Source organism: Emergencia sp. 1XD21-10 (assembly GCF_009936045.1).
In the GTDB taxonomy this organism is placed as follows: domain Bacteria; phylum Bacillota; class Clostridia; order Peptostreptococcales; family Anaerovoracaceae; genus Senimuribacter; species Senimuribacter intestinalis.
The window spans coordinates 143,424-167,725 of record NZ_QWEQ01000011.1; the positions used below are offsets into that span (position 1 = coordinate 143,424).

Below are 24,302 nucleotides of genomic sequence, written 5' to 3' on the forward strand. Positions count from 1 at the left end.
ACTTGAAAAGGGCTGCACAAATATGCACGCCCAGTCCAAGTTTTCTATTTTCTTTAAATTCCACATGAAATATCCAATACTGATTAGAAGCAGCGACCAAGGAACTGGCAGAAATACTTTCTCTGTCTCCAACTACGGTTTCACTTCATCTGAAACAGCTGAAAGAAGGTGGTTTTGTCACAACACAAAAGGTTAGGAAATACGTTTACTACCAACTGCGAAAAGACAAATTCTATGGGATAGAGCAACGGCTTTTACGATATCTTAATTACTGAGTTTCCACGGTAACCAAAAAAACAAAGAACCTTGTCCGTAGGGACAAGGCATGGTATAATCAAATAGTCAAGAGGACGAACTAAGAAAGCGGTTGACCTTCCGTTGCTACTACATATACGGTGAAAAATCCGAATTGTACAAATGGGAGGTGATACTATTTCATCCTATGAAATTCTAGTAATCATCTTAATGGTAATTACATTGATAGAAATGATTCGAGGAAATAAAAAATAACCGCCGATAGTTTCGCAGACTCAAGCGGTTATCTTTTAACCCCGGTCAACCGTTTTCAACGGTTTCCTCTTGACATCAATATACCACGAAACAAGAGATTATGCAATAGGCAAATTTACGCTCCCACGGTGAGCACAAAAAACAAGATAAAACTTTCACGGGGAAAAGGATATTATGTCAACAGGTTCAGGACTTATTATAGATATTATCGCACTGGGAATTATCGTACTCTCAACAGCGCTTGGCGCCCGCAAGGGTTTTGCACTGACCGTGGTCAGCTTTATGCAGTGGTTTGTATGCGTGATTCTCGGATTTATTCTGTGCGGCACAGCAAAAAACTTTCTCATGGATTACACAGAGCTGGATGATATCATTCACAACGGTATTCTTTCCCATATCCAAACTACGGTCAATGAAAGCAGCGCTTACCTGGCGCTGCCGGATTTATTCCATGACTGGATTGATGACGGTACTGCGGCTCTTGCAGAGGATACCGCCGCATCTATCACTTCATCGCTGATGACGGTCATCGGCTTCCTCTCTGTGGTATTCCTCATCAAGCTAATCTGCTTTGGGCTGGTACGGCTTTTGTCCCGCAGATACAACGAAGGAATCACTGGATTTCTTGATGGATTTCTCGGCTTTCTCTTCGGTATCGCAAGAGGACTGATTCTGCTGCTTCTAGGTTTTGCAGTACTAGTGCCGGTGCTGAGTCTGATAGTCCCCGACCTTTCAGAGACCATCACAAAAGCCATGGAAAATTCCTATGCAGCGAGCATACTCTACGACGATAATATGCTGCTGATTTTAGTGCGAGATTTTTTCTCTTAGCCCATTGACAGTATTCTGATTCTATGCTAATATATTGAAGATTTGAGCAAAAATAAGGATTAATATTGAGAAAAGGAGCAAATACATGACGACTTTGTTAAAAAATGGTATGGTTTTGACACCCCTCGGGTTTGAGAAAAAAGACGTTTTTGTTTCCAATGGAAAAGTTTTTGTCAGCTCCACAGATACTTTCGATACAGACCACGCAAGTAGTATCATTGACTGCACAGACCGTATTATCATTCCGGGTTTCACCGATGTACATGTACATTTACGCGAACCCGGATTTTTTTATAAGGAAACGATTGCAAGCGGTACGGCGGCGGCTGCAAAAGGCGGCTATACCTGTGTTTGCCCAATGCCGAACCTAAAGCCGGTTCCCTCTGATATGGAGTCTCTGCAGACGCAGCTTTCTATTATCGAAAAAGACGCAAAAGTGAAAACCATTCCTTACGGAACCATTACCCAGAATCAGGACGGGCGCAGCGCTCTTTCTGATATGGAAGCCATGGCGCCTTATGTCTGCGCTTTTTCCGATGACGGCAAAGGCGTGCAGACCGGTGATTTGATGGAAGAAGCCATGGAAAAAGCCAAAGAGCTGGGCAAGCTGATTGTCGCCCACTGCGAAGATGAAAGCCTGCTCCACGGCGGCTACATTCACGACGGCGAATATGCCAAGGCTCACAATCACAAGGGGATCTGCTCCGAAAGCGAATGGGGTCAGGTGAAACGCGACGTGCAGCTGGCAGAAAAGACCGGCGCATCTTATCACGTCTGCCATATTTCCACAAAGGAAACCGTTGACATCATCAGGCAGGCAAAGGCCCGCGGCGTGGATGTGACCTGTGAAACAGGTCCCCACTATCTGGTCCTTTGTGACGCAGACTTACAGGAGGATGGACGCTTCAAGATGAATCCGCCTCTGCGCGCTGCGGCCGATCGGGACGCTCTGATTGAAGGCCTTTGCGACGGTACGATTGACATGATTGCCACCGACCATGCACCCCACAGCGAAGAAGAAAAATCTAAGGGACTGGCAGGCAGCGCCTTCGGTATCGTAGGTCTTGAAACCAGCTTTCCGATTTTATATACACATCTGGTAAAGAAAGGCATCATTTCCCTGGAAAAACTCATCGAGGTGATGAGCATAAATCCAAGAAGACGCTTCGGCTTTGAAGGCGGAGTAATCGAAGACGGCGCACCTGCCGACCTTACCGTAATAGATTTAAACAGACACTTTTCCATCGATCCGAGCGACTTCGTCAGCATGGGCAAAGCAACCCCGTTTACGGACTGGAAGGTCTATGGAAAAGTAGTGATGACCCTGGTGGAAGGAGAAATCGTATATGATGAGACAAACGCTTAAAGTAAGCAGTATCAGCCAAATTCAAAACGACATTTATGTTATGACCTTAACCGGTGACTGCAGTAAAATCACTATGCCGGGGCAATTTCTCAATATCAAGCTGGACGGCTTTTATCTTCGGAGACCAATTTCTATCTGCTGCTGGGATAAAACTTCTGTCACCATCATTTTCAAGGTGGTCGGTCAGGGAACCAAAGCTTTGGCCCAGTCTGCAGCAGGTGACGAATTTGACGTGCTGCTGCCTCTTGGCAACGGATTTGACACTTCCTACTGCAAACAACAACCCCTTCTGGTGGGCGGTGGTATCGGCGTGCCGCCTCTTTACGGACTTGCCGCAAGCCTGGCAAAACAAGGTGTTACCCCAAAGGTTGTGATTGGTTTCAACACAGAGAGCGATATCATCCTGACAGAAGAGTTCCGCAAACTGGGAATCGAGCCTATCATCACCACAGCAGACGGCTCTTTCGGCATCAAAGGCTTTGTCACAGATGCCATGAAAAATCTGGAGTTTGATTATGTATATACCTGCGGTCCTGAGCCGATGTTAAAGGCGGTTTACGACCAGGCGCCAGACGGACAATTCAGCTTTGAAGCGAGAATGGCTTGCGGATTCGGTGCCTGCATGGGCTGTACCTGCGAAACAAAGTACGGCTACAAGCGCATTTGCAAAGACGGACCGATTTTATATAAGGAGGAAATCAAATGGTAGACTTAAAAGTAACCTTAAGCGGTATCACCCTTGATAATCCTGTCATTCCTGCCAGCGGTACCTTCGGCTACGGCAAGGAGTTTGCGGAGCTTTACGACCTTGATATCCTTGGCTCTATTTCCTTTAAAGGCACCACCAAAGACGCCCGCCTCGGCAATCCCCTGCCCCGCATTGCGGAGTGTCCTTCCGGTCTGATCAACTCAGTTGGTCTGCAAAATCCGGGACTTGATGCGGTGTGCGAAAAGGAATTGCCGGAGCTTGCCAAACTCTATCACAAACCCCTAATCGCCAACATCAGCGGATTTTCTCTGGACGAATATGTAGCATGTGCTAAAGCCATGGACAAACAGCCGCAGGTTGGCATCATCGAAGTCAACGTCAGCTGCCCTAATGTCCACAACGGCGGCATGGCATACGGAGTTTTGCCTGAAAGCGCTGCGGAAGTAACCCGAGCCGTGAAAGCTGTCACAACCAAACCGGTCTACATTAAATTGAGTCCAAATGTAACCGACATCGTATCCATCGCAAAGGCGTGCGAAGACGCAGGAGCAGACGGCATCAGCCTGATCAACACGCTGCTTGGCATGCGTATCGATATCAATAGAAGAAAACCTGTTATCGCCAACAAAATGGGCGGTTTTTCCGGTCCGGCAATCTTTCCGGTTGCAGTTCGCATGGTCTATCAGGTTGCAAATGCAGTCAATATTCCGGTCATCGGCATGGGCGGCGTAAGCTCTGCCCGTGATGTCATCGAAATGATGATGGCTGGAGCGACGGCAGTTCAGGTCGGCGCGGCAAACCTTGTCAATCCGTTTGCCTGCAAAGAAATCATCGAAGAGCTGCCTTCTGTCTGCGAAGAACTGGGCATTGAAAAGCTGGCAGATATTATAGGCTGTGTCAAATAAGACGAATATAGAATTTTAACTTATATCGCAAATAACTTGAATTTAAGTATAACAAAAACGCGAAAAGTTAACCGAAATCAAGATTTTCTCAAAAAAATGTATAAAATTCAGCTGAAACGGGACTAAAACAGACGAGAATTTATACATAAAATCAACTTTTTTCAGATTTCGGTTAAGATAGGAGGAATATTATGGGTAAAGATGTAATCATCGCTTGCGATTTTCCGTCAAAGGAAGATACGCTGTCATTTTTAGACAAGTTCACAGGCAGAAAGCCTTATGTAAAGATCGGCATGGAACTTTTCTACAGCGAAGGGCCTGCCATCGTAAAGGAAATCAAGGATAGAGGGCATCAGATTTTTCTGGATCTGAAGCTGCACGACATTCCAAATACTGTGGAGAAAGCTATGGCAGCTTTATCCAAGCTGGATGTAGACATGTGTAACCTGCACGCTGCCGGTACCAAAGACATGATGGAAGCTGCGCTCCGTGGCTTAACCAGAGAAGACGGCAGTCGCCCGCTGCTCATCGCAGTGACGCAGCTGACTTCCACCAGTCAGGAAAGAATGCAAAAGGAGCTGCTCATCGATGCGCCCCTTGACGAAGTGGTAACCAAATATGCACAAAACGCAAAAGAAGCTGGTCTTGACGGCGTTGTCTGCTCCCCTTTGGAATCCGGCAAAATTCATCAGGCTTGCAGGGAATCTTTTCTCACCGTAACCCCGGGCGTGCGCTTTGCCGACGGCGACAAAGGCGATCAGGTCAGAGTCACCACACCGGAAAAGGCAAAGGAACTGGGAAGCGACTATATCGTCGTAGGAAGACCCATTACCAAGGCAGATGATCCAGTAGCGGCTTACGAACGCGTATGCAGAGAATTTATAGGCTAATACATTTTTTATATATAGATTGGAGGAACTTTTTATGAAAACAGATATCGCAAAAGGGCTTCTGTCCATCGAGGCAGTTTTCCTAAGACCAGAAGAACCTTTCACCTGGGCAAGCGGCATTAAGAGTCCGATTTACTGTGACAACAGACTGACCCTGACCGCACCAGAGGTAAGAATTAAGGTAGAAGAAGGACTGGTTGCCACCATCAAAGAGCACTTTTCCGAGTGCGAAGTTGTCATGGGCACCAGCACCGCAGGCATTGCCCACGCTGCAATCGTCGGTCACCTGATGAACATTCCTATGGGCTATGTCAGAGGTTCCGCCAAGGACCACGGAAGAACCAACCAGATTGAAGGAAAACTCCTTCCGGGTCAGAAAGTTGTTGTCGTGGAAGATCTGGTCTCCACAGGCGGCTCTGCAATAGATACTGTAGAAGTCCTTCGTGCTGCAGGCGCTGATGTTCTGGGTATTGCCAGCATTTTCACCTACGGCATGAAAAAGGGTCTGGACAGATTTGCGGAGCACAACGTAAAAAACGTAAGCTTATGTGACCTTGACGCTTTGGTAGAAGTCGCTGCTGACACAGGCTATATCAAGGCTTCTGATAAAGAGAGAATCTTAAAGTTTAGAGACAATCCTTCTGATGAAGGTTGGATGAAGGGAGACAAATAAATGAACAAAATTAAAAATCTTATCAACATTACCGACTTCACCATCGAAGAAATCGATGAGCTAATTCGTGTGGCTGATGACATTGTGGAAAACCATGCTGCATACGAAGACATCTGCGCACACAAGAAACTGGCGACCTTGTTCTTTGAACCGAGCACCAGAACCAGGCTCAGCTTTGAAGCTGCAATGCTTGAACTGGGCGGCAGCGTGCTAGGATTCTCTGAAGCAAGCTCCAGCTCCGCAGCAAAGGGCGAAAGCGTAAGCGACACTATCAGAACTGTCGGCTGCTATGCAGACATCATCGCAATGCGCCATCCAAAAGAAGGTGCGCCGATTGTAGCTGCACAGAGAACTACCGTACCTATCATCAACGGCGGCGACGGTGGTCACTTCCATCCGACCCAGACCCTGACCGACCTTTTGACCATCAAGAGAAAAAAAGGCAGACTGGGCAACATGACGGTAGGTCTTTGCGGCGACTTAAAATTCGGAAGAACCGTACACTCCCTCATCGAAGCAATGCTGAGATACGAAAACGTCAGCTTCGTTCTCATCTCCCCGCAGGAACTGCAGGTACCTGACTACGTGAAGGAATCCATGGACAAAGCCGGCGCAAAATGGAAAGAAGTTGAAAGACTGGAAGACGCTATGGAAGAGCTAGACATTCTGTACATGACCCGTGTACAGAGAGAACGTTTCTTCAACGAAGAAGACTATATCAGATTGAAGGACAGCTACATTCTGGATTTAGAAAAACTGCAGGCTGCAAAAGAAGATTTGACCATCATGCACCCACTGCCAAGGGTCAATGAAATCTCTGTAGAAGTGGATGACGACCCGAGAGCCGCTTACTTCTTCCAGGCACTGTGCGGCAAGCACATTAGAATGGCTCTGATTCTTTACTTACTGGGAATTAAGAGAGAAGCATAATTAAAGCAATAAAGAAAGAGAGGAATTACTTATGAATATAGATGGCGTAAGCACTGGTATCGTACTGGACCATATCAAAGCAGGAAAGAGCATGCAGATTTACGAGCTGCTCAGACTGGACAAAATTAATAACTGTGTTGCAATCATTCAGAATGCAGACAGCTCCAAATACGGCAAAAAGGACATCATCAAAATCGACCAGCTAATCGATCTGGATTTTGATGTTCTGGGTTATGTTGACGACAACATCACCGTCAACATCGTAAAAGACGGTAAACTGTTCGAGAAGAAACATCTGGAACTGCCGGAAACTCTGACCGATGTAATCAAGTGTAAAAACCCTAGATGTATCACTTCCATTGAGCAGGAAATCGTACATAAATTTAAACTGGTCGACAAAGAAAAGCAGGTTTACAGATGCGTATACTGCGATGCAGAAAGTAAATAACCAAAAATTATAGATTGAGTAGGAGAAAATTTCTCTAATTGAGAAATTTCCGGCCTTTCACACCACCGTGCGTACCATTCGGTACACGTCGGTTCAACCAACTTAACGTGTAACACACCTTGCGGTGTAATAGTCCAGCATAGAGATTAGCCCATATTCGGCTAATCTCTTGTTGCTTATTGCCTTTTGTATCTAGCTGTTATGGCACCCTCAGGTTTTGGTATCTCCACCCTGCGGACTGGCGGCGGTTTATATTTTCTTGTCCGTCGGACCAAGGGTTTGCCTACAGCTTCCTTCAGATTCCATCTCACGATGGACACCCTTGCTGTTCAGCTATACACTTCCTCGTTGCCTAGGCGTGTTCGGGTCTTTCACCCGTTAGAGCGCGCCCATGGCGCGCAAACCAAAACAGCAGCCAAAAGAATTTCCCTGGCTGCTGTTTTTTCACCTAGCACATCCTATTTTAAATCAAATGCAAAATGCTGCATAAAGCGGCACCGTCTTTTTTCCATCCTCAAAGCCAAAATTCTTCGCAGAAAGCTTGATTGCATAAGCCGGCTTATAAGTCTCCATGTAGACCTTTAAACTTTTCGCTTTCGTATTATCAGCAGACTTGACCTCAACAGGAATCAGCTTGCCATCACGCTGAATGACAAAGTCAATTTCTGCGCCTCTTTCGGACATCCAATAATACGTATTATATCCATTTATTGCAAGCTGTACATTGACATAATTTTCGGTCATGCCGCCTTTAAAGTCATTAATTTCTGATGTCATGTAGAGAATATCATCCGCGGTTAAATCTTTTTTCGCACAAAGCAGTCCCAAGTCCGACACATATATTTTGAACGAGTCAATGTCGCGATAATTCTCAAGGGGCTTTTTAATCTGCTCTACCTTGTAAATCCGTGACACGATACCTGACAGACAAAGCCACTCAATAGCATTTTCAAACTCTGAAGCGCGCCCGCCTTTTTTTACGAGCTTATACTGAAAACGAGTATTTTTCTTTGAAAGCTGCACAGTAATATTGTCATAGGCAAGCCTCGTTTTTTTTATTTCATTTAGATTGTTATATTTGCTCATGTCATTCAGATAACTTGCAAGAATTGTATCCTGTATATGACGAACAAGGACATAGTCCCTTGTGTTTGCAAACTGCATCACACATTCTGGCATACCACCTACAACCAGATACTGGCGATAGAGTTTCATCGCCGTATCATGAAATGCTGACGGCAGTGGCGTATCAGAAGCAAAGGACTTCTTAATTTGCTCTACAAGTGAATCCTCGCCCATAGCAAGCATAAATTCCTCCATATCCATCGGATACAAGGTTTTCATATCCACCTTGCCAACAGGAAAAGAAAAGCTGGCTCTATTGACCGCTACGCCCAGCAGACTACCTGCCACAATGATATGATAATCTGGTGCATCCTCGCAAAAGTACTTCAGTGAAGTCAACGCCCTTTCGCAAAGCTGCACCTCATCAAAAACAATCAGCGTTTTCTCTCTGATAATCGTCTGACCTGCAATATGAGATAATATCGGTATAAGATAATCAGGACTGATATTCTCTTCAAAAGTCTTATTCAACGCAGGATTCGTTTCAAAGTTAAAATACACCACATTCTCATAGTAAGTACGACCAAACTCTAAAATCGAATAGGTCTTACCAACCTGCCTTGCCCCCTGTAAAATAAGAGGTTTGCGGTGTTGGCTTTCCTTCCACTCCTCCAAAAATTTCGTAATCTTTCTATCCATAGAATAACCCTCCCTTAGAGTGTTACCTATAGCATATCAGATATTCATGTTCATTTCAACAATTTTTATCGAATGATTCGCGTTAAATTACACGAATATTTCATTGATCCCAACTCAATTTGATACGAACCTTCCATATTTTCTAAACCGTCCGCCGTGCAAACAGGATAAAAGCACTTACCAAACTTGCAACACTTATGGCAATGGTTATCAAAATCACAGGCACAAAATCCGCCGGCTCTGCTGCGGAAGCAAGTAACGTCTGGGCATTGAACAAAAAGCCCGGCAGATATTCTTTAATTGTGGGGAGAAATCCTAGCAAATATACCGCAGCAAAACTGCAAACTACAGCGGCAAGGGCGGCTCCGCCGGTTTTGAAAATTGCCGACATAAGTAAAACCAATGTAATCAGCCATAATCCCAGCAAATAGTAGCACCCACCAGCAGCAAAAACGTACGCTGCACTATCGTCATTCCAGAAAAAGCGGTTATAACCCCATGTAATGGCAAAACTCATCCAATAGCCTGCGGTCCAAAGGATTCCCGTAACCAGCCCCTTTGCCGCAAGGATTTTCCAGCGCGCCAAACCTTTTGCCAGCATCATAGTTAGTGTTCCCTTTTCGTATTCGCTGGTCAATATACCAGAAAAAAGTAAGAGAAACACAATCATAGCCAGAGGGATATTTTTGCAAAACTGATTCCACGAAGTCAGTCCATTAACAGTAGTCGCCACTATATGAAAACCGCTGTCTGCCAAATCTCCCGCTAATGTCTCCATCAGCCACGGTGTCATTTTAGCGATTGCAGGATTCATGACGCCAAAGAGGACAAAGAGAATCATCAAAAACATCAGCTTTCCCGTCCGCGCTGCCCACAAAAATTCTTTCCATGTAAATGCTCGCAGTTCCATCATTTTCCCATCACCTCCATAAATAAATCTTCCAGCGCTGGCTCCTTCTGTTCTACTCGCTGAACTGCAAGACCGCTGTGCGATAAATCCTCTAAAATAGCGGGCATATCGTCCACTCCTTTATCATCAAAATGCAGTCTGCAGCTTCCTGTCCTTCTGACCTGCGGATATCGCTCCGCAAATAACGCAGCGTCTGCCGCAGTGTCAAATTCGACTTCTATCCCATTACTGCCACGCAGCTTTCTCATCTGCTCCATAGTTCCCCAGGCAGCAAGCTTTCCACCGTGAAGAAACGCAAATTCATCACAGATTCGCTCTACATCAGACAGGATGTGCGTCGAGAACAGAACCGTCGTCTGAGATTTCACCTCCGATAAAATGTCCAGAATTTCACGTCTGCCCGCCGGATCAAGGGCTGAAGTAGGCTCATCACAAATCAAAAGCTTCGGCTGTGTAAGCAGTGCCTGTGCAATACCAAGTCGTTGTTTCATTCCCCTAGAAAAGCCATGAATACGTTTATTCTTTCCCGCCAGCCCTACCATCACCAGCAGGTCTTTAACTCTATGTTCACATTCCGCCTTCGGTATTTTGGATATTTTTCCGCATAAGTTCAGATATTCCATTGGTGTTAAAAAATCATAAAACTCTGGTACATCAGGCAGATACCCTATGTTTCGATTGGTCCGGCTGCTGCCAAACAGGACTTTTTCCCCCTGCACACGAATTTCCCCACTATCAGGCTGCATCAGACCTAAAATAAGCTTCATGGTAGTGGTCTTCCCTGCACCATTCTCTCCAATAAATCCGAAAATACTATTCTCTGGAACAGAAAAATTCAAATCATTCAACACACTGTTTGCGCCAAAGCGCTTTGAAACATTGCGAAGCTCCAGTACATTCATCAGTTATCCTCCTTCCCCAGTAAAAAATATAGCACCGGGCCAATAAACTGCATACCAGCAATGGCTACAATGATCCAAATCGTCCGGTTTCCCCTTTTATACCTGTCATGGGTCAATATATGCCACATGGTAAACGCCAGCAGCGCAATCTCCGCAATTGCCAGTGGAATGAGAAACGGCATTAATTCTCGCAAACTCATCTTTCCTGCCCTCCTATGGTCTCTAATAAACGCTTTATTGCTAAAAAACGCGGTTCTTTCTGTATAGGCGCAAACGCCGGATGCTGAAAAATCTGCGCAGCACTTTCCAAAATCACTTTCTTACTGCGCGGCGCTCCTCCGCCCTGCACCAGCGTCTCAAACCAATCCCCCATTTTATCAAAATAGCTGTCGCCGCAAAGCCGAAATCCGTTTTCTTCACAGCTTCCGATACATTTTACGTAGCGTTCCAAACGGTTCAAAGCCTCTTCATGCATGGAATAACACATATAAACAACGGCTGCCTGCATATGATATATGGCCTCGTTGGGATGCGTCATCTCCTTATTCCAGTCTTCCAAAAGGCTATCCACGCGCCTGATGGTTTCCATGCAAAAATTCCGGTCATCCTTCCTTAACGACATGCGCCAAACTGCATCAGACATCAATATGATTAGATGTATATACATGCTTACCTGCGCAAAGCTATCCGCCTGCTCATTTTCTCCTAGCATCTGATATGCCTGAATCAAAAGCCCGTCGCTCTGTACCGCTAAACGATATGGACTCAATGTTTCTTCCAAACACTCTACAACGTCCGCAGCTTTTCCCAACTGTAACAGTGCTGTAGCACGCATCATCTGCGCATCACCGCAAAGACCTACATCCCCACTCTGAGAACTGATATGATCAAAGAGGGCTATCGCATCTTCCAAAATCGTTTCCTGCTGCTTCCTGCTCTCCGCCAGCATAAAATGATTGATCCACAGCGAACCTATATAGAACAAAAAACGATAACAGCTGTAGTATTGCTTCACTAGCTTCCTGCTCCGACTCATGGTCTGTTCAAACCGTTCCCGTATCGCAAATTCCTCCGACAATTCCTCATAAATCCCCTGTATCTGTTCTTTACTCAACTGCGGCTCATATCCCACCAGTTGATCGATTGTTACATCAAAGAAAGCAGCAAGTTTAGGCAGCATCAATATATCCGGCAGCGACTGTTTCGTCTCCCACTTAGATATAGACGCCTTAGTTACGCCAAGAAAATCCGCCAGCTGTTCCTGGGTCATTCCCCGTCCCCTGCGCAAACAAGTGATGTTCTCTGAAAAACTCAAAATATTCATCCTTACACCTCCTACAGTTATTATATCCAGCCCGCTCACTCTGCTCAATAGAGATGCACGATATTTCGCGAAGATAAATCAACCGGCAGGAAACTTTTTCTCTGGAAAAGAGACCATAACAGACAAAAAACAGGGCTGACCATCATCGGTTCACCCTGTTTTCTCTGTTCTATTAAATTTGATCTTATCTAATTGCTGTTTCCAGCGCAATTTCCATCATCGTAGTAAATGCGGTCTGCCTTTCGTCTGAGCTGCAGGATTCCCCTGTAACCATGTGATCGGATACGGTGCAGATGCACAGCGCATTTTTTCCGGCTTTTGCAGCCTGCATGTACAGCGCTGCCGCTTCCATCTCTACGCCCAACACGCCCATGCTTCTCCACTTGTCGTAATCTCTGGTGCTGTCATAGAATACATCTGATGAAAAAATCGTGCCAATATGCGGTTTAACGCCTAAATCAGCAGCCGCTTGCTCAGCCTTTTTCAAAAGATCATAGGAGCACACAGCAGGAAGCACCGCATTGATTTCATACTGAGCAGCCCAGTTGGAGTTGGTCATGCAAGCCATACCCATGATGATATCTTTGACTTTAACTTCCTCGCGAAGTCCGCCGGCAGTGCCGACTCTGATGATATTCTTTACATCATAAAAGTTGAACAGCTCATAAGAATAAATCCCGATAGCAGGCATTCCCATACCGGAAGCCATGACGGATACTTTCCTGCCCTTATATGTACCAGTGTATCCTTGTACACCTCTTACATTGTTGACAAGTTCAGCGCCTTCCAGAAAATTCTCCGCAATAAACTTAGAGCGCAGCGGATCGCCCGGCATAAGTACGGTTTCTGCAAAATCGCCCAGCTTCGCTGAAATATGTGGGGTAGGTATATTAGACATATCAATCATCTCCTTTTCATTTCTATTTCGTTTATTTTATTATATCAATATAGTCCCCCTTATACCAGCGCAATTTGCAAAATAATTTCCCCCTTCATCCGATTCTCTTTTTATTATGAATAAAAGCTTGGAAAAGGCAAGTTGGATTTTTACTTTTTTCAGACTTTCATTTCTAAAGTTTCTCATCGGAAATTTTTTATTTATTTTATCTGCCTTTATGCTAAAATAGAGTAAGCAACATAACCGGAGGTTTTAATATGAAGAAAAAAATCTGCATTTTATATACAGGCGGCACCATCGGCATGGTTCCCACAGACAAAGGCTATGCGCCAAAGAGGGGTTATTTTCACGATGCAATATCGTCTATCGACGATTTAAAAGGAGAGGGCATGCCGGAGTGGGACATGATCGAATTTGAACCGCTGCTGGACTCTTCTAATATCGCAGTAGAGCAGTGGAATCAGATTGGCAGGGCAATTCGTGACAACTACGACGCCTATGATGGATTTGTCGTGCTTCACGGCACCGACACTATGGCATACACCGCTTCAGCCCTGTCCTTTATGCTGGAAGGGTTGAACAAACCTGTAGTTGTCACCGGCTCACAGATTCCACTCTGTCAGCTCAGAAGTGACGCTAGAGACAATCTGATTACCTCCGTTTTCATCGCCGGACAAGGTATCGTACGTGAGGTCAGTCTTTATTTCGGCGGCAGACTTCTGCGCGGAAATCGCTCAACCAAAGCCTCCGCTGACGGGCTCATCGCTTTCGATTCTCCCAACTATCACCCGCTGGCGGAAGCCGGAATCGACATCAAATACAATACGGCGGAACTCTTTGAACCGAATCCAGACGCTGCTTTTTCACTCACTGAGTTTACGCAGACCTCCATCGGTGTATTAAAAGTATTTCCAGGCATTCAGTTCAGTCTCTTTGAATCCATTATGACGGAGAGTCTGAAAGGCATCGTGCTGGAAACCTTCGGCGCAGGCAATATTCCAAGCTACGATAATGCGCTGCTGCCGATTATCAAAAAAGCTTTTGAACACGGCACCATCATCACCGTCTGCTCCCAGTGCCAGCAGGGCACCGTCAAGCTGGGCGCCTATGAAACCAGTTCTGCACTGACAAGAGCCGGCGCCGTCAGCGGCTACAACATGACTACAGAAGCTGCTGTTGCCAAGCTATATTACCTGTTCAGTCTCAATCTTCCAAAAGAAGAAATCAAGGCAAAGATGGAAGAAGATTTGCGTGGGGAATTAACGAAATAACAACCCCACCCTTCCTCGAAGCACAGCTTCGGGTGGGTCCCAGGAGCCTGCTTGTCAGCAGACAATAACTATAGATGCAAGACGAAGAAAAGGTATACTTACTTCGTCTTTTTTCGTCTATTTTTCAATACAAGTAGGATCCATCAGAAAATCATAGATATTTACAGTCAGAATACCGAATTCATCATAATGGGCAGGTACGACGTCCCCAGTAATGACAATTTTCTTGAAAGAATCATCAATCCTGCGGAATGGTCTGATCTCTTGATTTCGTTTTTCTTCATCAGGCAGAGAATATGCCGACTGAATATAGTACCGAGCGGAGCCAAGATTGCAGACAAAATCCACCTCCAGCTGCTTTCGAACTACCTTTCCGTCCTTGTTCTTTTCTGCAATCGGAATCACTCCCACATCTACGCTGTAACCTCGCATGCGAAGTTCATTATAAATCACATTTTCCATGGAATGCGTTTGTTCAAACTGCCGGAAGTTGATTCTCGCATTACGCAGTCCCAAATCTGAAAAATAGTATTTCTTTGGCGTTTCGATATATGATTTGCCTTTAATGTCATACCGCTGCGCGGATTCAATTAGAAAAGAATCCTCAAAACACGCAAGATATTTTTTAATCGTCGCGGAAGTGATTCGGGATTTTTTTACAGTTTTGAAAGTATTCCTAAGCTTCTCCGGATTGGTCAGAGAGCCGATAGCGGAGGAAAGAATATTCAGCAGATCCTCCAGTTCCCCGTGATTACGAATACGGTTGCGTTTATAAATATCCTGCATATAGATTTCGTTAAACAAATTCTGCAAGACTGCCGCTTTATCTCCAGCTCCGTCCCGAAGAACCACCAATGGAATACCGCCATAAAGCATATATTCAGACAGTCCCTGATACTTGTCTCCCTGATAAACAGTCATAAACTCCGCAAAGCTCAAAGGATACATATGGATTTCATCACCTCTGCCTGCAAACTCAGTGATAATATCTTTAGAGAGAAATTTTGCATTGCTTCCGGTTACAAACACATCTATATTTTCTTTTCTTAGATAGCTGTTCAGTACAGCCTCAAAGCAATCCATCAGCTGCACTTCATCCAGAAGCAGATAATACATTTCATCGTCTACAATCTGCGTTCTAATATATGCCATGAATTTTTCAGGATTCACGCCTCTTTTTTCTTTTTCAATTTGAATTAGGCTTTCGCCAATCAGGAACAAATCATCTGCAGAGTCAAAGGCAAAACGGATAATATGACTCTTGTCCACACCGCTCTCCAAAAGATGATGATAAAAGATAGTATTCAGCAAATAAGACTTTCCGCATCTGCGAATACCTGTGATGACTTTAATCAGTCCATTATTTTTTCTTTTTATCAATTTATCCAGATAAAAATCTCTTCGGATTTCCATAGCAAATCCTCCTTTGGAATAGATTTTTGCAACTTTTAACACTTTTCTATTCTATTGTAGCAATTAAACCTACGGAAATCAATATATTAACCGCATTTAGAATAGATTTTTGCAACCTTTAACACTTTTCTATTCTATTATGCCCATCATTTCCTGTCATTATTTCTCAAAAAATACAATTTTCAGTCCCTGCTCTTCAGCGGTTGCTTTCATATATCGCACAAAAGCTCTGGAAACTTGGTCCATATATTCACCCTGCCTGGTTTCTATAATCAAACTGCGGTGGCTTGCTACCGCACTCAGTGCTTTCACACAGGCATTCATAATATTTACATCTTTCAGTGTGCTGCTGTCACGACCAGCCAGTTCACTCTTCCAAAACTCCTGCTGGATGCTGCCAAGGCAGAATACATCACGCTCGTTCAAAGCTTTATAGAGCAAATCTCCGTGCAGTTCTTTAAGATCTTTCAAAAGTGCAGACAGCCAAAAGTATGGAATACCCTCCATGCAGGTAATACAAACTCTCTCCTCTGTAGAAACCGCTGCAGAATCTTTTACTTTCCGCTCTCTTCGAACAAATGCCTCATACTGAGCACCATCCTGTATCTGCCTGTATTTCTCAGTCAATACTTCTCCGGGTGCAATATTAATACTGAATGCCAGCGTATTACTAAAGGTTCTGTAAAAATTGACTGCTTCCGCTCTTTTTCCAATTTTACAGTAAGCGTCCATCACCAGACCAGCAATTTCTTCATTATAAGGGTCAATCTTGAGAATCTCCTGCAACACTTCAATCTCACCCTCATAGTTTTCTTCCTGCGCAAGCAGTTCAGCCATCGACTCCATGACCTGTACTTTCAGCTTTTCAAACTCAATTCTGCGATATAGAATCAGATTGTTGAGTTCCTCACACCCCTTGAAGAAAGCACCCTCATAGAGTTCCCCGGAAAACAGACTGCGAAAGTGCAAAAGCTCTGCCATAGTGTACTCTTTCTTCCGGTCAAAGCAAGCCGCCTCTATAAAATCGCATCCATATGCATAGTTCTCATTGATTTTGCAGGCATTGTTATCCGACAGCAAAAACAAATTCCCATCTGCATCTTCTTTGATGATTTTCTTGATTTCCCACAAGTTATAGCGAAGATTATATCTGGCTGCCTCCTCCTTGCTGTCCGGCCACAAATAAGCGATGATTTTTTCCCGGGAAAGACCTTTCCCCTTACTTTCCATGAGCAGAAAAATTAGTGCGCATGCCTTGCTTCCCAGCTGCGTCGTAATATCCTTTCCACGATATAAAATTTTTAAATTTCCCAAAAAGAACAATTCCAACATTTCTTTACTCCCCGATGTGCCGCAGTTAAAAACGTTCGTAAATAATATCCCCCGACTTCATCGTCATCGTCACTTTGATATCTTTCAGTCTCTCTTTTTCTACCTCAAAGATATCGCAGTCCAGCACGATGATATCCGCCAGTTTTCCTTTTTTCAATGTTCCTTTATTCTCTTCCTCAAAAATAGCGTAGGCTCCTTCGCAGGTAAACATTCTGAGGGCATCGTACACGTCAATACGATGCTCTTCCACCGGATGATTCACAGCCGCGCTAATACCCAGCAAAGGATTTGCTTCCGTAACGTCACTATCTGAACCACCGCAAATCCTGACTCCTTTTTCCATGATTTCACGAAATGCGTTTGTCAGTCTGTATCTGCTTCCCAGTCTTCTCTCATAAATCCCGCCCTTTCCGCCGCAATCCAGCTCGTAAGACGGCTGCATGGAGAAGATGAGATTCAGCCTTTTCGCCCGCTCAACCTGCTCCTCCGTTGCCAGTTCCACATGTTCAAGACGATGACGCAGTGCAGTTGTCCCCACCTGATACATCGCCTGCACATGCGCAGTAAGCGCCGCTTCGATGGCTCTGTCACCGATGGTATAAAGCGCCAGCTGAATTTCATTTTCGTAGCATTCCAGCACAAAATCGTTGAGCTGTTGCTGGCTTAGACACAGCGTTCCCATAGTACCTGGGCAGTCCTCATATTCAAAAGAAAGTGCTGCCGTTCTGTTTTCAATGGTTCCATCGATATAAAGGCTCCCGCCGATTCGCTTCAGCCCCTTCTTTTTTACCTTCTCGATATCCATGGTTTGATAAAACAGCACCATATCAATGGGAAAATCCTTCCCATGGTGGTAAATAAACTCGGCATCCTTATCACTGTAACAAGTCCCGCCCTCCATGGCATTAATCGTAGTAATTCCTTTTTCCAGCAGTGTCGGCATCAGCTGATTGACTGTATCAAATCTAAATTCATCGGAAAAACTGTCCAAAATATTAGTTCTAAGCAGCGAATTGGCATTTCTTCTAAAAACACCGGTAGGCATTGACCTTTCATCCAGTTCAATGCCTACAGTTGTAAATGGAATTTTAAAGTAAAGAAGCGCATAGGTGTTTAAAATGCTTACCTGGTATTCTTTAGAATTAATCCAGACAGGAACGTCATCACAGCATTGATCCAGCATATTGCGAGTCAGCTGTTTATCTTCCCTAAGGCCATCAAGCGACAATCCATAGCCTCGAATCATCTCGCCGGGATGGGCAATCGCTGCTTCTTTTATCCGGGTACTGATTTCTGCAAGACTTTTCACATCGCTCAAATTCAAACTCACTGCATTAAAGGCAGTTTGAATGACGTGGAAATGACTGTCGATGAAGCCCGGCAAAACGGTGTGTCCTTCTGCGTCTACAATGACAGTATCTTCCGACAAATAGCTTTCAAAATCTTCTCCATATCCTAAATCTAGAATACGCTGATTCCTAACAGCAACCCAGTCGAAGCACTGACCTGCCTCCTCCATAGTCACACATTTTCCGTTTTTAATGATAACGTCCGCTAGCATAATATCCTCCATGCTGATTTGATTTTTCTTATTTCAAATCCCCATAGACGAGGTTGCCTGCAACAAAAGTATGGGTTACCTTTGTCGTCAGAATTTCCTCTTCCGGGATTTCAAAAATATCTTTATCAAGTACCGCAAGGTCAGCAAAATATCCTTCCTGTAAAAGTCCCAGAACATCTTCCTGTCCAGTTGCATAATGCGGGTTTCTTGTATATAATGCTACAGCATCAAAACGGCTCAGTTTCTGCTCTGGGTGGTATCCGCCCTTAGGCGCCCCGTCCAGTCCGCAGCGTGAAACCGCAGCATAAATACCCGGCATCGGGCTGTAGCTTTCTACTGGGCAATCCGAACTTCCTGTCAGACGCAGCCCTGCCTGCTGTAGTGTATTCCATGCATAAGCGCCATCCATTCTGTCAGGACCCAATCTATCCTCAATCCAGTTCCAGTCAGTAGCAAGGAAAATCGGCTGAATGTCCAGCACCACTGGCAGTGCCTTCATCCGTGTAAGAAGTTCTTCGTTGATTATCTGCACATGAATAATTCTGAAAGGCAAACGTTTTGCCAGTTCTTCTTCGGTTGCACCGCATTCCTTTTCCTTTGCCATGGCAGTTTCTATTGCTGTCAAAGTTGCATCAAGCGCTACATCACCAATTGCGTGAATGGCAGGCTGCAAACCTTTGTGATATGCTGTAAAAATCTTTTCGTTCAGGTCTTCCTGACTGCAGGTCATAAACCCGCTGTTTCCCGGATCATCTGCATAAGGCTCTTTCAATGCTGCAGAGCGAGAACCCAGTGATCCATCGGTAAACAGCTTGTATCCTCCCTGCTGAACTAAACGATACGGATTGTTGTATTCTTCTTCAGTCACAGGCTCTTTGTCAAACAACTCATCCAGATAAACTGTAATTCTGACGCCAAGCCCTTCTTTTTCAGCTAATTCTTTGTAGTAGTCTATGTCCTCTGCATAGTTCCAAATCTGTGCAGCATAGGTATGTATATTGGTAATTCCTTTTGCATGCATATCCTGCAGTACAGTCTGATATACCTCATCCTTTACACTTTTATCAGACAGCGGATCTGGAATGATAAAGTCAAAGATCTTTGTAGCCTGTTCACGGAAAACGCCATTTGGCATCCCGCTTCCATCCTTTTCCACAATACCGCCTGTTGGCTGCGGATAGTTCTCATCCACCCCTGCAAGTTCCAGCGCCTTGCTGTTGACAACTGCAGCATGCAGACAAACCCTGCGGATTAAAATCGGATGTTTGGTGCTGATCTTATCGAGATCCTCTCTGGTCGGCATTCTATTTTCTGCCAGCTTATTCTGGTCAAAAGCTACGCCCTTAATCCAGGTTCCTTCCGGCGTTTTTTCTGCTTTCTCTCTCATGAGGCTGCATAGTTCATCCATGGTTTTCGCATGTTCCAGATTTACAAAGGTCTGATTCTGACAATAAGCATACATATGCATATGCGCATCAGATAGTCCTGGAATCACGGTTGCACCTTTCAGGTCATATTTTATGCGGCTGTCGTATGCTTTTGCATCTTCGCTGCTTCCTGCAAATACGATCTTGCCGTCTTGTATTCCAATTGCTTCTACTGTATCTCCGGCAGCCTCCATGGTGTAAATTCTGCCGTTATATAACAGTGTATCTAAGTTTTCCATACGCAAAGCGATTCCTCCCTTTAGTTTACCATAGTTTTTTCAAGAAAACGATATAAAATCTCTGCAGTTTGCACTACAGTATCCATCTGTACATATTCATCAGCGCTGTGGTAATTTTCTCCATCTGGTCCAAAGATTAGCGCCGGTGCGCCCAGTCTGGTTCCCAGATAGTTAAAATCTCCAATGCTCTGAAAATAGGATATATTTGCCTCCTTTCCCGTCACATCGCGTACTGCCTGTGCAAAATCACGGGTATACAGGTTATTTTCTTCTGTCACATATGGCATGAATCCTTTTGAGCCCTCTGATGGCGCTTCCCGAAAACAAATTTCGTATCTGCACTTAACCGCTGCTCTATCAAGGGCTTTCTTAATTTCTGCTTCGATGGTTTGCGGAGATTCTCCTCTGACAATATGCCAAAACAGTTTCACTACAGCTTTATCAGGCACACTGCAGGCACCACCGTCGCAATCTATTGCAACAACACAAGCTGCCCCTTTCCCAAGCTTATCATCTTCCACATAGTTAATGTTTTCCAGTTCTGCAACAAACTTTGAAGCATCTAAAGCCGCACTAATTCCTTTCTGCGGATCTGCCGCATGGGCAGACTTTCCGTAAAACTCGACTGTAAGACCGTAGCCGCCTCGCGCACCCAGGCACATGGTTGGGAAAGCGTTTCCTGTAAATCCTGCACTAGGTTCTGTAATAATGGAATAGTCAATATCCGCAAGCAGTCCGTCTTCTATCATAGCATTTGTCCCCATGCCATAAGGACCTTCTTCCACAGATACTAAGGATAGCAGCAATCTTCCTTTAAATGCTTTATAGGTTTTCAAAAATTTTTGCACTGCCGCTATTGCGGCGGCGCATCCGGACTTCATGTCCAGTGCGCCTACGCCATAAAAGCGGTCTTCAATCATCTCACCGCAGGGGTTTTTACTCCATCCGTCGCAGAGCTTAACGGTATCCAGATGTCCATTGATATGAATGGTCGGACCTTCCTTTCCGCAGCTTGCTTCAATGAGTAAATTCTTCCCATGAAATCCGGTGATTTTTTCTTCGTAATAAGCATGCACCTTAACAGGTATATTTTGTTCTTCGAATATCTGGCAGACATATTCCATGACATCCTCTTCTTCAAAGTAAGGACTGTCAATTGCAACCAGATTTTCCAGAAGCTTGATTACTTCATTACACATTTTTCTTACGCATTAGCCTCGTTTTCTTTTGCAACTGCTGCAGCTTCTTCAGGTGTCTTTTCCCACAAGAACATTTTGAAGCAGGTGCAAAGGATTGCAATAATCGGTGTCAGGTAGCACAGGAATGTGTATGGTGCATAATCCCATGCAGATACGCCCAGTGCGCCTAAGTAAAATACACCGCAAAGTCCCCAAGGTACTAACTGAGAAGTTACTGTACCAGAGTCTTCACAAGTTCTGGATGCCAGTCTTCTCTGCAGGTTCAGCTTGTCGTATGCAGGCAGGTACATTCTTCCTGGAATGATGATTGCTACATACTGAGAACCGGATAAGAAGTTAACGACAACGGAAGTAATATTGTGAGTGATAACCAGACCTCTCGGTGTACGGGTCAGTCTTTCCATCTTGTCCAGGATTGCTTCCATTACCAGACATTTTTCTAAGATACCGCCATAGGACAGACCCAAGTAACCAAGGGACAGCGTCCACATCATGGACTGAATACCACCGCGGTTTACCAAAGAGTCTACGATATCAGAACCAGTTTCCATGGAGAAGCCATTATTCATGTATACCATCAAGTCATACAGGTTATAACCCTGTGTAATTACTGCAATCAACATTGCAAACAGCGATCCTACAACCATAATTGCCAGTGCACTGACCTGCTTAGCAGCAAGTACAACGATCAGAACCAGCGGCAGCAGACTGATGATGACATGCAGTGCATCAATATCGAAGTTTGCCTCAATTGCGCCTAAAATTTCATTTACACTCTCCATATCCATGTTGGATGCAGAGTATTTGCTTCCGATAATAGCATATAATACTAAGCTGATTACGTATGCAGGAACAGTAGTGTAAACCATTGCTCTAACATGGTCAAACAGGTTTGCTTCACAAACACCTGCAGCCAGGTTGGTGGAGTCGGACATCGGAGACAGTTTGTCACCAAGTACTGCACCGGAAATTACTGCACCGGCAGTAATAGGAGCTGGAATACCAAGACCTACGCTGATACCCATGAACGCAACACCAAAGGTAGCCGCTGTAGTCCAGCTGGAACCGATACAGATTGCGGATACGGAACATACCACACAAGCGGTTACCAGGAAAACAGACGGGCTGATAATTTTAAGTCCATAATAAATGAGGGACGGAATGGTTCCACAAGCAATCAGCATTGGAATCAACAGACCGATGAACATCAGAATGAGCATCGGTACGGTAGCGATTTTGCAGCCGTGAAGAATACCCTCCTCAATCTGTGCCCACTTTGTGCCAGTGGCCATCAACAGGATTACTGCAAAGGCAATGGAAAATACCAGAGTCAGATGAATCTCCGGAGAATATCCCAGTACCAGCTGTGCAATAATCACCACAAACAAAAATGCAATAATAACGACGGAAATACCGAACGACGGTTTTTTTAATGTTTTTTCGTTCATTTTCCTTTTGGGTTGTTATACTTTACAACCGCTCTCCTTTCTTTCTTTTTTTGCATTATATACGGGCTCAGTTTTACTTTGTGTTTTATATTTTGTTTTATACCATGTTTATCGGCGGAGAAAACAAACATTTTTGGTGGGTTGAATTTTAGAAAGGAATTAATTATAATGAATTTAACACATTATAATCTCTGCAACAAAATAGAAAGGACACCTATAATGAAGAAATTTTTAAAGATAATCTGCTGTGTCGTACTGGCACTGACATTCGTAGCAGGAACCCCTCTTGTGGAACTGGGCACTGGTTTCAATGTGTCTTCTTCTGCCGCATATGCTGCCACTAAAATTTCAAAGCCAAAGATTTCGCTGAAATATGTGAACAATTATTCCGATATTAAAATTTCTTGGAAAAAATGTTCAGGTGCACAAAAATACTGGGTTTATCGAGCCGAAAAAGGAAAAAAGTATAGACGTATTAAAGTAACGAGCAGCACCTCCTTTACAGATAAATCGGTGTCATACAACAGAAAATACTCCTATAAAGTATGTGCTATCGGAAAAAATGGAAAAAAGAGCTCGTTTAGCAACATAAAATCAGGTCTTATAGAGTGCGATGATCTGACCTATGACGACTGTTTTGGTGTTCCTGATTTCGGTTATTGGTTTTATTGCGAGCCATATGATATATATCGCAACGATTTCGGAGTCAATTATATGTACGATTTAGAAGATATACTTGCTAACGACATTTCATTAACTGACGCTGCCGACTTATATTCGATATGGCTTGATTTATATGGGTTTGATCTTGTAGATGAAGACTATAGCTATGAATTTGACTCATATGACTACCTTTATATTCGGAATTATGACAGCATGGGTCTTGCTGTATCACTTTCAAAAGACGGAATTACTATTTTTATCACAGAATTAGATTAAATGTTTTCTTAAAGCTCCAATCAACTTTCACCATTGATTGGAGCTTTCTTCTTGTCGTTCTCAGATTAATCCCGCCATATAAATCGGAAGATATGTGATTCCGTCCTCATACAGCAAATCCTTTGTGTACAGGATATATTTATCCTTTACTTTTAAGTCATACTTTTTCAGCAAATAATCGAAGGACTTGTGCTGCTTATATCCTGAAGATTTAACTTCTATAGGCACGATTTTTCTCTTTCTCACTGTCAGGAAATCTATCTCATATTTACTTTCTTTTGCTGCATCTGCCCCTTGATACTTAAACTCATGAAAATACAGCGCATTGCCGCTTGCACGCAGCATCTGCGCTGCCATGTTTTCCATAATCATGCCCTGGTTGATTCCCAGTTTATCGAATATCAGCGATTTAT

At 44.2% G+C, this 24,302-nt stretch carries 23 protein-coding genes and 1 pseudogene; 11 read left to right on the forward strand and 13 right to left on the reverse strand.

Going from position 1 to position 24,302, the window contains the following annotated elements; translation table 11 throughout:
• Positions 1 to 101: 101 nt before the first annotated feature.
• From D1151_RS17340 to D1151_RS08645, 9 genes and pseudogenes are all read left to right on the forward strand, one after another.
• Positions 102 to 275 (forward strand): annotated as a pseudogene (locus tag D1151_RS17340) (ArsR/SmtB family transcription factor); the annotation flags it as partial.
• 409 nt (positions 276 to 684) lie between these two features.
• Positions 685 to 1,341, forward strand: a complete 657-nt coding sequence (locus D1151_RS08610) for a CvpA family protein (protein ID WP_161908617.1) — start codon at positions 685 to 687, stop codon at positions 1,339 to 1,341.
• Between the two features lie 85 nt (positions 1,342 to 1,426).
• A complete protein-coding gene (locus tag D1151_RS08615; protein ID WP_161908618.1) occupies positions 1,427 to 2,707 on the forward strand; it encodes a dihydroorotase in 1,281 nt (426 codons plus the stop codon).
• Positions 2,688 to 3,416: a dihydroorotate dehydrogenase electron transfer subunit gene (locus tag D1151_RS08620; RefSeq protein WP_160201633.1), complete on the forward strand. Its 729-nt coding sequence runs from the start codon at positions 2,688 to 2,690 to the stop codon at positions 3,414 to 3,416. Before D1151_RS08615 ends, D1151_RS08620 begins: the two co-directional genes overlap by 20 nt.
• Positions 3,410 to 4,321: a dihydroorotate dehydrogenase gene (locus D1151_RS08625; RefSeq protein WP_161908619.1), complete on the forward strand. Its 912-nt coding sequence runs from the start codon at positions 3,410 to 3,412 to the stop codon at positions 4,319 to 4,321. The genes D1151_RS08620 and D1151_RS08625 overlap by 7 nt, the downstream gene beginning before the upstream one ends.
• Before the next feature lie 191 nt (positions 4,322 to 4,512).
• Positions 4,513 to 5,211, forward strand: coding sequence for an orotidine-5'-phosphate decarboxylase (gene pyrF, locus D1151_RS08630; RefSeq protein WP_160201631.1), 699 nt, complete (start codon positions 4,513 to 4,515; stop codon positions 5,209 to 5,211).
• 34 nt (positions 5,212 to 5,245) lie between these two features.
• Positions 5,246 to 5,884, forward strand: a complete 639-nt coding sequence (gene pyrE, locus D1151_RS08635; RefSeq protein WP_160201630.1) for an orotate phosphoribosyltransferase — start codon at positions 5,246 to 5,248, stop codon at positions 5,882 to 5,884.
• Complete coding sequence (pyrB, locus tag D1151_RS08640; protein WP_160201629.1) at positions 5,885 to 6,814, forward strand: aspartate carbamoyltransferase; 930 nt, start codon at positions 5,885 to 5,887, stop codon at positions 6,812 to 6,814.
• Between the two features lie 31 nt (positions 6,815 to 6,845).
• Complete coding sequence (locus tag D1151_RS08645; RefSeq protein WP_160201628.1) at positions 6,846 to 7,262, forward strand: aspartate carbamoyltransferase regulatory subunit; 417 nt, start codon at positions 6,846 to 6,848, stop codon at positions 7,260 to 7,262.
• A gap of 468 nt (positions 7,263 to 7,730) precedes the next feature.
• Here the strand turns inward: D1151_RS08645 and D1151_RS08650 are convergent, their stop codons facing one another.
• The 6 genes from D1151_RS08650 to deoD form a co-directional block, all read right to left on the reverse strand.
• Positions 7,731 to 9,026, reverse strand: a complete 1,296-nt coding sequence (locus D1151_RS08650) for an ATP-binding protein (protein ID WP_161908620.1) — start codon at positions 9,024 to 9,026, stop codon at positions 7,731 to 7,733.
• 142 nt (positions 9,027 to 9,168) lie between these two features.
• Entirely contained in the window at positions 9,169 to 9,939 is a 771-nt protein-coding gene (locus tag D1151_RS08655) for an ABC transporter permease (RefSeq protein ID WP_161908621.1), read from the reverse strand.
• Positions 9,936 to 10,838 carry an ABC transporter ATP-binding protein gene (locus tag D1151_RS08660; protein ID WP_160201625.1) on the reverse strand — a complete coding sequence of 301 codons (903 nt, stop codon included), beginning with the start codon at positions 10,836 to 10,838 and terminating at the stop codon, positions 9,936 to 9,938. Before D1151_RS08660 ends, D1151_RS08655 begins: the two co-directional genes overlap by 4 nt.
• The gene (locus D1151_RS08665; RefSeq protein WP_160201624.1) at positions 10,838 to 11,038 is read right to left on the reverse strand and encodes a PLDc N-terminal domain-containing protein; all 201 of its coding nucleotides are present in this window, start codon (positions 11,036 to 11,038) and stop codon (positions 10,838 to 10,840) included. The genes D1151_RS08660 and D1151_RS08665 overlap by 1 nt, the downstream gene beginning before the upstream one ends.
• A complete protein-coding gene (locus tag D1151_RS08670) occupies positions 11,035 to 12,162 on the reverse strand; it encodes a helix-turn-helix domain-containing protein (protein ID WP_161908622.1) in 1,128 nt (375 codons plus the stop codon). Before D1151_RS08670 ends, D1151_RS08665 begins: the two co-directional genes overlap by 4 nt.
• A gap of 184 nt (positions 12,163 to 12,346) precedes the next feature.
• Positions 12,347 to 13,060: a purine-nucleoside phosphorylase gene (gene deoD, locus D1151_RS08675; RefSeq protein WP_160201622.1), complete on the reverse strand. Its 714-nt coding sequence runs from the start codon at positions 13,058 to 13,060 to the stop codon at positions 12,347 to 12,349.
• 257 nt (positions 13,061 to 13,317) lie between these two features.
• Here deoD and ansA point away from each other — a divergent pair, with 257 nt between their 5' ends.
• Positions 13,318 to 14,331 (forward strand): asparaginase, encoded by a 1,014-nt coding sequence (gene ansA / locus D1151_RS08680; RefSeq protein ID WP_161908623.1) that lies wholly within the window; start codon positions 13,318 to 13,320, stop codon positions 14,329 to 14,331.
• 117 nt (positions 14,332 to 14,448) lie between these two features.
• Here the strand turns inward: ansA and D1151_RS08685 are convergent, their stop codons facing one another.
• The 6 genes from D1151_RS08685 to nhaC form a co-directional block, all read right to left on the reverse strand.
• Positions 14,449 to 15,744: an ATP-binding protein gene (locus D1151_RS08685; RefSeq protein ID WP_160201620.1), complete on the reverse strand. Its 1,296-nt coding sequence runs from the start codon at positions 15,742 to 15,744 to the stop codon at positions 14,449 to 14,451.
• 159 nt (positions 15,745 to 15,903) lie between these two features.
• A complete protein-coding gene (locus D1151_RS08690; RefSeq protein WP_161908624.1) occupies positions 15,904 to 17,058 on the reverse strand; it encodes a BTAD domain-containing putative transcriptional regulator in 1,155 nt (384 codons plus the stop codon).
• A 43-nt stretch (positions 17,059 to 17,101) separates the two neighbouring features.
• A complete protein-coding gene (locus D1151_RS08695) occupies positions 17,102 to 18,637 on the reverse strand; it encodes an amidohydrolase (protein WP_160201618.1) in 1,536 nt (511 codons plus the stop codon).
• A gap of 28 nt (positions 18,638 to 18,665) precedes the next feature.
• The gene (locus D1151_RS08700; RefSeq protein WP_161908625.1) at positions 18,666 to 20,303 is read right to left on the reverse strand and encodes an amidohydrolase; all 1,638 of its coding nucleotides are present in this window, start codon (positions 20,301 to 20,303) and stop codon (positions 18,666 to 18,668) included.
• A 20-nt stretch (positions 20,304 to 20,323) separates the two neighbouring features.
• Positions 20,324 to 21,502, reverse strand: coding sequence for a M20 family metallopeptidase (locus D1151_RS08705; RefSeq protein ID WP_160201616.1), 1,179 nt, complete (start codon positions 21,500 to 21,502; stop codon positions 20,324 to 20,326).
• Between the two features lie 5 nt (positions 21,503 to 21,507).
• Complete coding sequence (gene nhaC, locus D1151_RS08710) at positions 21,508 to 22,950, reverse strand: Na+/H+ antiporter NhaC (protein WP_160201615.1); 1,443 nt, start codon at positions 22,948 to 22,950, stop codon at positions 21,508 to 21,510.
• Between the two features lie 219 nt (positions 22,951 to 23,169).
• Here nhaC and D1151_RS08715 point away from each other — a divergent pair, with 219 nt between their 5' ends.
• Positions 23,170 to 23,889 carry a hypothetical protein gene (locus tag D1151_RS08715; RefSeq protein WP_161908626.1) on the forward strand — a complete coding sequence of 240 codons (720 nt, stop codon included), beginning with the start codon at positions 23,170 to 23,172 and terminating at the stop codon, positions 23,887 to 23,889.
• A 60-nt stretch (positions 23,890 to 23,949) separates the two neighbouring features.
• On the opposite strand, the gene D1151_RS08720 is transcribed toward D1151_RS08715, so the two are convergent.
• Positions 23,950 to 24,302: DUF4143 domain-containing protein (locus D1151_RS08720; RefSeq protein ID WP_161908627.1), on the reverse strand; the 353-nt coding region annotated here is incomplete at its 5' end.

Bases quoted from the DNA above. Each gene is read 5' to 3' on its own strand.
- D1151_RS08610 (WP_161908617.1), top strand. From the start codon at position 685: ATGTCAACAGGTTCAGGACTTATTATAGATATTATCGCACTGGGAATT.
- D1151_RS08615 (WP_161908618.1), top strand. From the start codon at position 1,427: ATGACGACTTTGTTAAAAAATGGTATGGTTTTGACACCCCTCGGGTTT.
- D1151_RS08620 (WP_160201633.1), top strand. From the start codon at position 2,688: ATGATGAGACAAACGCTTAAAGTAAGCAGTATCAGCCAAATTCAAAAC.
- D1151_RS08625 (WP_161908619.1), top strand. From the start codon at position 3,410: ATGGTAGACTTAAAAGTAACCTTAAGCGGTATCACCCTTGATAATCCT.
- pyrF (WP_160201631.1), top strand. From the start codon at position 4,513: ATGGGTAAAGATGTAATCATCGCTTGCGATTTTCCGTCAAAGGAAGAT.
- pyrE (WP_160201630.1), top strand. From the start codon at position 5,246: ATGAAAACAGATATCGCAAAAGGGCTTCTGTCCATCGAGGCAGTTTTC.
- pyrB (WP_160201629.1), top strand. From the start codon at position 5,885: ATGAACAAAATTAAAAATCTTATCAACATTACCGACTTCACCATCGAA.
- D1151_RS08645 (WP_160201628.1), top strand. From the start codon at position 6,846: ATGAATATAGATGGCGTAAGCACTGGTATCGTACTGGACCATATCAAA.
- D1151_RS08650 (WP_161908620.1), bottom strand. From the start codon at position 9,026: ATGGATAGAAAGATTACGAAATTTTTGGAGGAGTGGAAGGAAAGCCAA.
- D1151_RS08655 (WP_161908621.1), bottom strand. From the start codon at position 9,939: ATGATGGAACTGCGAGCATTTACATGGAAAGAATTTTTGTGGGCAGCG.
- D1151_RS08660 (WP_160201625.1), bottom strand. From the start codon at position 10,838: ATGAATGTACTGGAGCTTCGCAATGTTTCAAAGCGCTTTGGCGCAAAC.
- D1151_RS08665 (WP_160201624.1), bottom strand. From the start codon at position 11,038: ATGAGTTTGCGAGAATTAATGCCGTTTCTCATTCCACTGGCAATTGCG.
- D1151_RS08670 (WP_161908622.1), bottom strand. From the start codon at position 12,162: ATGAATATTTTGAGTTTTTCAGAGAACATCACTTGTTTGCGCAGGGGA.
- deoD (WP_160201622.1), bottom strand. From the start codon at position 13,060: ATGTCTAATATACCTACCCCACATATTTCAGCGAAGCTGGGCGATTTT.
- ansA (WP_161908623.1), top strand. From the start codon at position 13,318: ATGAAGAAAAAAATCTGCATTTTATATACAGGCGGCACCATCGGCATG.
- D1151_RS08685 (WP_160201620.1), bottom strand. From the start codon at position 15,744: ATGGAAATCCGAAGAGATTTTTATCTGGATAAATTGATAAAAAGAAAA.
- D1151_RS08695 (WP_160201618.1), bottom strand. From the start codon at position 18,637: ATGCTAGCGGACGTTATCATTAAAAACGGAAAATGTGTGACTATGGAG.
- D1151_RS08700 (WP_161908625.1), bottom strand. From the start codon at position 20,303: ATGGAAAACTTAGATACACTGTTATATAACGGCAGAATTTACACCATG.
- D1151_RS08705 (WP_160201616.1), bottom strand. From the start codon at position 21,502: ATGTGTAATGAAGTAATCAAGCTTCTGGAAAATCTGGTTGCAATTGAC.
- nhaC (WP_160201615.1), bottom strand. From the start codon at position 22,950: ATGAACGAAAAAACATTAAAAAAACCGTCGTTCGGTATTTCCGTCGTT.
- D1151_RS08715 (WP_161908626.1), top strand. From the start codon at position 23,170: ATGAAGAAATTTTTAAAGATAATCTGCTGTGTCGTACTGGCACTGACA.